Origin of the sequence: Phenylobacterium sp. (genome assembly GCF_028290885.1) — a bacterium.
Taxonomy (GTDB): Bacteria; Pseudomonadota; Alphaproteobacteria; order Caulobacterales; family Caulobacteraceae; genus Phenylobacterium.
In genome coordinates this window covers 1-6,585 of sequence record NZ_JAQGIZ010000196.1, presented here as the reverse complement: position 1 = coordinate 6,585, position 6,585 = coordinate 1, and the positions used below count along the sequence as shown (strand labels likewise).

Genomic DNA, 6,585 nt, shown 5'->3' with positions numbered 1-6,585 from the left:
AGCCGCCGACCCGCTCGCGTCGACTTCGGCACTCTTACATCGACTCGGCGGGATGAATGGGGCCGGCGCCGAGGCGCCTGAGTGAGCTGTGGATGAGCGCCCCAGGTTGAATCGACATTCATTCGCTGCTGGCGGGGGGCCTTGTGCGTCCTCCCTTGTGGGAGGAGGTGGCCTGCGCAGCAGGTCGGATGTGGGGTCTCTCAAAACCCTCGGCTTCACGCGATAGGCCGTCGCGCACGGATGGCGGAGCGCAACCCCACATCCGTCAGCCTTCGGCTGCCACCTTCTCCCACAAGGGGAGAAGGACCCTCGAAACGGCCTTCGCTGTCGCGGATCTGAATGTCGATCCGCCCTACGCCCCCGCGCCGGCCGGCTCGGCCTCGCGCTGGCGGACGAACTCCTCCTCGACCTCGCGCAGGCGGTCCTTGCCGAAAAACATCTGGTCGCCGACGAAGAAGGTCGGGCTGCCGAACCCGCCGCGGTCCACCAGCTCCGCGGTGGCGGTGACCAGGGCGGCCTTCACCTCCGGGTCCTGGCTGCGGGCAAGCAGCTCGTCCGCAGGGAGGCCTGCGTCCGCCAGGGCCTGCCGGAACACCTCCGGATCGTCCATCTTCAGGCCGCGCTCCCACATGGCGGCGTAGACCGCCTCAACGTAAGGCATGAACACGCCCAGGTCGCGGGCGGCCATGACGCCGCGCATCAGCTGCAGGGTGTTGACCGGGAAGTGCGGGTTGTTCCTGAAGGCCGTCACGCCGTGGCGGCGCACGAAGCGGGCGGTCTCCAGCTGCTCGTAGGCCAGCTTCGAAGGGATGCCCGCGTAGGCCTCGGCCGGCGAGCGGTTGCCGGTGGCCTTGAAGACGCCGCCCAGGAGCGCCGGCTTGTACTCGAACACCGGCCCCAGGCGCTGCTCGATGTCCGGGATCACCTTGTGGGAGAGATAGGCGTTGGGGCTGCCGAAGTCGAAGTAGAACTCGATCTTCCGGGCCATCTCGGAGTCTCCCTGGCCGCTTCATTGGCGGCGACTCTAAGTTCGTTTTTTGAACTTGCAAGGTTCAAGATCGAAACCTAGGTTCCTTCGCGGTCCGTCGGCGTGAGATCGCGCCAGGGATCGGGAGGACCCGCCATGACCCCGCGCAACGCCACCGTCGCCGTCGTGGGCGCCGGCGACTTCATCGGAGCCGAGATCGCCAGGCGCTTCGCCCGCGAGGGCTTCGCCGTCTATCTGGGCCGGCGGGGCGGCGAGAAGCTGGCCCCCCTGGTGGCGGAGATCGAGGCCGCCGGCGGCCGGGCGTTCGCCCGCAGCCTGGACGCCCGCAAGGAGGAGGACATCACCGCCTTCCTGGCCGAGGCCGAGGCGCTTGCGCCGCTGGAGGTCTGCATCTTCAACATCGGCGCGAACGTGAACTATCCGCTGGTCGAGACCACCGAGCGGGTGTTCCGCAAGGTGTGGGAGATGGCCTGCTACGCCGGTTTCCTGACCGCGCGGGAGGCGGCGAAGATCATGCTGCCCCGGCAGTCGGGGGCGATCTTCATGACCGGGGCGACGGCGGGCCTGCGCGGCGGCCCCGGCTACGCGGCCTTCGCGGCGGCCAAGTTCGGCCTGCGGGCGGTGGCGCAGAGCGCGGCCCGCGAGCTCGACCCGCAGGGCATCCACGTGGCCCACCTGGTGATCGATTCCGGCGTCGATACCGCATGGGTCCGCGAGCGCATCCGCGCGGCAGGCGGCAATGCCGAGGACCGGGTGCTGATGAACCCCGCCTCCGTCGCCGAGGCCTACTGGATGCTCTACCAGCAGCCGAAGGACGCCTGGACCTTCGAGCTGGATATCCGTCCGTTCTCGGAGCGGTGGTGAGGCGTTGCCCCGCCGGCCGACGCGATGATAAGTTCGAAAACTGAACTCATGGGAGCGCGCGATGCGTTGGGATGAACTGGGCGAGCAGGACTGCTCGCTGGCGCGCGCCGTCTCGGTGCTCGGCGACCGCTGGGCCCTGCTGATCCTGCGCGACTGCTTCCTGCGCGTGCGCCGCTTCGAGGACTTCCAGTCGCGGCTGGGCATCGGCCGGGCGATCCTGGCCGAACGGCTGCAGAAGCTGGTGGACGCCTTCGTGCTGACCAAGGTCGCCTACCGGCAGAACCCGACCCGCTACGAGTACCGGCTGACGCCCAAGGGCCTCGACCTGCACCCGGTGATCATGGCCATGGTGCACTGGGGCGACGCGCACATGGCCGACAGGAAGGGCGCGCCCGCGCTCCACGTGCACCGCAGCTGCGGCTGCGAGTTCCATCCGGTGATGACCTGCTCGGAGTGCCGTGAGCCGCTCGAGCCGCGCCAGGTCGAGGTGCGCCCCGGCCCCGGCGCCAAGGTCGGCCGCTCGCCCTATTTCCTGGCCGGGACCAACACCCGACCCGCGACGTGAGCGGGGCCTATTTCTGGATGCGGCGCGCCCGGACGCCCTGCGGCTGAGCGGCTTCGCTGCGGAACTGGGCGGCCCGGCCAAGGCGGGCGTTGCAGGACGGACAGCGGACGACCGCCTCGTCGGCGAGCGTGGAGCTGACCTCGAGCAGCTCTCCACAGGGCTTGCATTTCCACTTCACGGCGGACGGCGCCGGCGCACGCGCGCGCGGCGGCGTCTTCAGGTGCAGAACGGGACGCCGGTCAGACATCGGCGTCGGCCAACCTGACGACGACCGAGACGGCCTGGGTATGCGGCGCGATCCGCGGGCTGTTCCGGGAGTTCATGTACGGACTAGACCGTTGGAAGGTGGCGAAGGTTCGACGGGGTTCGGGCGCACGTCGTCCGGACAGCGGCATCTTGTCAACTGAACATGATCAGATCGCTCACGCCGCAACCTCGGCGCCTTTCGGCGAACAGGCCGCCCGATCTCAGCCGGCCGGGTGGGGAGCTTCGGCCCGGTCCGCCCGCTTTGCGCGATGGTCTTCGAATTCGGCGCCGAATCGTTCCTCGCTGATCACGTTGCGGCTCACCAGCACGCTGCAGCAGCCGACGTGATCCGTGAGGTAGGCTCCGGAAGAGCCGGACCACCAGCGCTCGAGGAGCGACTGGCGGCGATGGCCGACCACGACGAGGTCAGCATTGATCTCGCGGGCCCAGGCGCCGATTTCCTGCGCCGGCTCTCCAAAGACGATCTTGGCGGTCGGATCGAAGCCCAGGGCCCTCAACCGCGCGACCCCCTCCTCCAGGATCGGCTTATATCGCTCCATCAGTTGCGCCACCGCGCCGGCCTGGAGGCCTTCAGCGGCGCGAACCCCCGGCGTGTCCCAGACGACGGAGAGCAGGAAGACCTTCGCCCCACATCTGGACGCCAGCATCGCACCCTCGCGCAATGCCGACCGGCATTCCGCGGAGCCGTCGTACGCCAGGAGAATCCGCTCATACATGGGAAGGGTCCTGCACAGGGATGATCACAGCATAGCAGATTAGCGTTCCGCTTGCGCCGCAGAGTCTCGGCGCGCGACGGCGCGCCGCGGCGGGATGTCCGATGGTCCAAATCGTATGGTTCCATGCGATGCTGCGATCGCCATATCATCGTGCAGTCGGCCGGAGCCTTCCTGAGCCGGCCGGGATTGGGAACCATGTCGGACCAATCTGCATCGCCTGGCGCGGCGTTCGAGCCGCCGATCGAAGAGTCGAGACCTGCTCGGCTGCGCGATCTGTCGTCCGTCAGCGCCGTCCTCAACACCGCCATTGCGGCGACGCTCCTCGATCGGTTCGGCCGCCAGGCCGCCACCGACGCCATTCGCGATGTGCTGAATGAGGCGCGCCAGGCCGCGCAGGCCGGCGCGTGGTCGGCCCCGACCGCCGAAGACCTGGCAGTCGGCGCGCTCGCCCGGCTGGAAGCGCGGGCGCGCTCGGAGCTGCGGCCGCTGTTCAACCTCACCGGCACCGTGCTGCACACCAATCTCGGCCGCGCGGTGCTGGCGGAAGCGGCGATCGAGGCGGCGGTGGCGGCCATGCGCGATCCGATGGCCCTGGAATACGATCTACCGTCCGGCCGGCGCGGCGAGCGCGACGACCATGTGCGGGCGCTGCTGTGCGACCTGACCGGCGCCGAAGACGCCACCGTGGTCAACAACAACGCGGGCGCCGTGCTGCTCGCCCTCAACACCCTGGCCGGCGGGCGCGAGGCCATCGTCTCGCGCGGCGAGTTGATCGAGATCGGCGGGGCGTTCCGGATGCCCGATATCATGCAGCGGGCCGGCGCCCGGCTGGTCGAGGTCGGGACCACCAACCGCACCCACGCCAAGGACTACCGCGCGGCCGTAACCCCGGAAACCGGGGTGATCCTCAAGGTCCACGCCTCCAACTACCGGATCCAGGGCTTCACTGCGGAGGTCGGCGCCGCGGAGCTGGCCGCCATCGCCGACGAGGCCAACGTCCCGCTGATGCACGACCTGGGCTCCGGCACGCTGGTGGACCTGTCGCGCTACGGGCTGCAGCGGGAGCCGACCGTGCACGAGGCGGTGGCGCAGGGCGCCGGGATCGTGACCTTTTCCGGCGACAAGCTCTTGGGCGGGCCGCAGGCGGGCTTCATCGTCGGCGGCAAGGCCCTGGTCGCCGCCATCAACCGCAACCCGATGAAGCGCGCCTTGCGGGTGGACAAGATCCGGCTGGCGGCGATCGCGGCGACGCTCGAGCTCTATCGCGACCCTGACCGTCTGGCCGAACGGCTGCCGACCTTGCGGCTGCTGGCCCGGCCCCAGGCGGAGATCGCCGCCCAGGCGCGGCGCCTGGCCCCGCGGGTGGCGCGGGCCGTCGGCGCGGCCTTCACCGTGGCCCCCTGCGAATGCCGCAGCCAGATCGGCTCCGGCGCGTTGCCGCTCGACACCCTCGCCAGCGCCGGCCTGGTCATCCGCTCGGGTCAGGGCGCGCGAGCGCTGGAGCGGTTGGCGGCGGCGCTGCGCGGTCTCGACTGGCCGGTGCTCGGGCGGATCGCCGACGGCGGGCTGGTGCTCGACCTGCGTTGCCTGACCAATGAAGCGGCTTTTCTCTCTTCCCTGTCCGGCTTGGACGGCCATGCGCCGGCGTGAGCGCCCGACGGCGCGGCGCCCCGCAGGGCCAGCGCCATGATCATCGGCACGGCGGGTCACGTCGATCATGGCAAGACGGCCCTGGTCAAGGCGCTGACCGGCGTAGACGGCGACCGGCTCAAGGAGGAGAAGGCGCGCGGCGTCACCATCGACCTGGGGTTCGCCTATCTGCCGGTCGAGGATGGCCGGGTGCTCGGCTTCGTCGACGTGCCGGGACACGAGCGCTTCGTGCGCACCATGCTGGCCGGCGCGACCGGGATCGACTTCGCCCTGCTGGTGGTCGCCGCCGACGAGGGCGTCAAGCCGCAGACCCTGGAGCATCTGGCGATCATCGACCTGTTGGGTGTCGCACAGGGCCTGGTGGTCCTGAGCAAGGCCGATCTGGCGACCCCCGAACGCCTCGCCGAGGTCGCCGCCGAGCTCCGGCGGGCCATCGCCGGAACCGTGCTGGAGGCGGCCGAGGCCCTGCCGGTGTCTGCGGTGACCGGGCGCGGACTCGAGGCCTTGCGCGCTCATCTGGCCGCGGCCGCCGCCGTCATGGCGCAGCGGTCCGCCGAGACCCGGTTCCGCCTGGCCGTGGACCGGGCCTTCACCCTGCAAGGCGTGGGCGTGGTGGTCACCGGCACGGTGTTGTCGGGGACTGTCCGTGTCGGGGATCAGCTGCTGATCAGCCCGTCCGGCCTGCCGGCGCGGGTGCGCTCGCTGCACGCCCAGAACCGGCCGGCGGAGACCGGGAGGGCCGGCGACCGCTGCGCGCTCAACCTCACCGGGCCGGGTGTCTCCAAGGAGGCGGTGCGCCGGGGCGACATGGCGCTGGATCCCGCCCTGCATGCGCCGACGGAGCGGATCGACGCCCGGCTGCGCCTCCTGGCCGGCGAGGCGAAGCCGGTGGGTCAGTGGTTTCCGGTCCGGCTGCATCACGCGGCGACCGAAGTCGGCGCCCGCATCGTCCTTCTGAGCGAGGATCCGATCGCGCCAGGGAGCGAGGGAGACGTCCAGCTGGTGCTCGAGCGACCGATCGCCGCCGCGTTGCAGGATCGCTTTGTGCTGCGCGACGTGTCGGCCCGGCGCACGATCGGCGGCGGCCGTTTCATCGATCTGCGCGGCCCGCTCCGGCGGCGGCGCACCCCGGAGCGGCGCCGGCAGCTCGCCGCGGTCGCCCTGGCCGACCCGGCCGCAGCCTTCACGGCGCTGCTGGACGCGCCGCCCTTCGCCTGGGACCTGGCGGCGTTCGCCCGCGACCATGCCCTGTCGGCGGCCCAGGCCGAGCGGCTGGCCACGCAGTCGGGGCTGATCCGCTTGCAATCCGGCGGCGCCGGCATCGCCATTTCGCCTGAGCACTGGCGCGGATTCACCACGGGCCTCATCGCTAAGCTCGCCGCCTATCACGCCGAGAACCCCGACCTGCAGGGCTTGGGCCGGGAGAAGCTGCGCCTGCAGCTGCAGCCCCGGCTGCCGCCGCCGGTGTTCGTCGCCGCCTTGCAGCGGCTGGCCGGCGCCGGCGAACTGGTGCTGGACGGCGCCTTTGTCCGCCT

General features: G+C 70.8%; 7 protein-coding genes. 4 read left to right on the top strand and 3 right to left on the bottom strand.

Translation table 11 applies throughout. The features are described from left to right. Positions 1-352: 352 nt before the first annotated feature. On the bottom strand, positions 353-988 hold the full coding sequence (locus tag JWP28_RS13530) for a 2-hydroxychromene-2-carboxylate isomerase (protein ID WP_299543662.1): 636 nt from the start codon (positions 986-988) through the stop codon (positions 353-355). Between the two features lie 135 nt (positions 989-1,123). Here JWP28_RS13530 and JWP28_RS13525 point away from each other — a divergent pair, with 135 nt between their 5' ends. Both JWP28_RS13525 and JWP28_RS13520 read left to right on the top strand, forming a co-directional pair. Then, positions 1,124-1,852: an SDR family NAD(P)-dependent oxidoreductase gene (locus JWP28_RS13525; protein WP_299543659.1), complete on the top strand. Its 729-nt coding sequence runs from the start codon at positions 1,124-1,126 to the stop codon at positions 1,850-1,852. Between the two features lie 61 nt (positions 1,853-1,913). Continuing rightward, complete coding sequence (locus JWP28_RS13520; protein ID WP_299543658.1) at positions 1,914-2,417, top strand: helix-turn-helix domain-containing protein; 504 nt, start codon at positions 1,914-1,916, stop codon at positions 2,415-2,417. Between the two features lie 7 nt (positions 2,418-2,424). Here the strand turns inward: JWP28_RS13520 and JWP28_RS13515 are convergent, their stop codons facing one another. Together JWP28_RS13515 and JWP28_RS13510 are read right to left on the bottom strand one after the other, a co-directional pair. Then, the gene (locus JWP28_RS13515) at positions 2,425-2,664 is read right to left on the bottom strand and encodes a hypothetical protein (protein ID WP_299543657.1); all 240 of its coding nucleotides are present in this window, start codon (positions 2,662-2,664) and stop codon (positions 2,425-2,427) included. Between the two features lie 220 nt (positions 2,665-2,884). Next, positions 2,885-3,400 carry a universal stress protein gene (locus JWP28_RS13510; protein WP_299543655.1) on the bottom strand — a complete coding sequence of 172 codons (516 nt, stop codon included), beginning with the start codon at positions 3,398-3,400 and terminating at the stop codon, positions 2,885-2,887. Positions 3,401-3,595: 195 nt separating this feature from the next. Here JWP28_RS13510 and selA point away from each other — a divergent pair, with 195 nt between their 5' ends. Together selA and selB are read left to right on the top strand one after the other, a co-directional pair. Beyond that, on the top strand, positions 3,596-5,050 hold the full coding sequence (gene selA, locus JWP28_RS13505) for an L-seryl-tRNA(Sec) selenium transferase (protein WP_299543653.1): 1,455 nt from the start codon (positions 3,596-3,598) through the stop codon (positions 5,048-5,050). Positions 5,051-5,086: 36 nt separating this feature from the next. Next, the coding region (selB, locus tag JWP28_RS13500; protein ID WP_299543651.1) for a selenocysteine-specific translation elongation factor at positions 5,087-6,585 on the top strand (1,499 nt) is incomplete at its 3' end.

What these genes read in the sequence shown, in the direction of transcription:
- JWP28_RS13530 (WP_299543662.1), bottom strand. Translation starts at nt 988, where the DNA reads ATGGCCCGGAAGATCGAGTTCTACTTCGACTTCGGCAGCCCCAACGCC.
- JWP28_RS13525 (WP_299543659.1), top strand. Translation starts at nt 1,124, where the DNA reads ATGACCCCGCGCAACGCCACCGTCGCCGTCGTGGGCGCCGGCGACTTC.
- JWP28_RS13520 (WP_299543658.1), top strand. Translation starts at nt 1,914, where the DNA reads ATGCGTTGGGATGAACTGGGCGAGCAGGACTGCTCGCTGGCGCGCGCC.
- JWP28_RS13515 (WP_299543657.1), bottom strand. Translation starts at nt 2,664, where the DNA reads ATGTCTGACCGGCGTCCCGTTCTGCACCTGAAGACGCCGCCGCGCGCG.
- JWP28_RS13510 (WP_299543655.1), bottom strand. Translation starts at nt 3,400, where the DNA reads ATGTATGAGCGGATTCTCCTGGCGTACGACGGCTCCGCGGAATGCCGG.
- selA (WP_299543653.1), top strand. Translation starts at nt 3,596, where the DNA reads ATGTCGGACCAATCTGCATCGCCTGGCGCGGCGTTCGAGCCGCCGATC.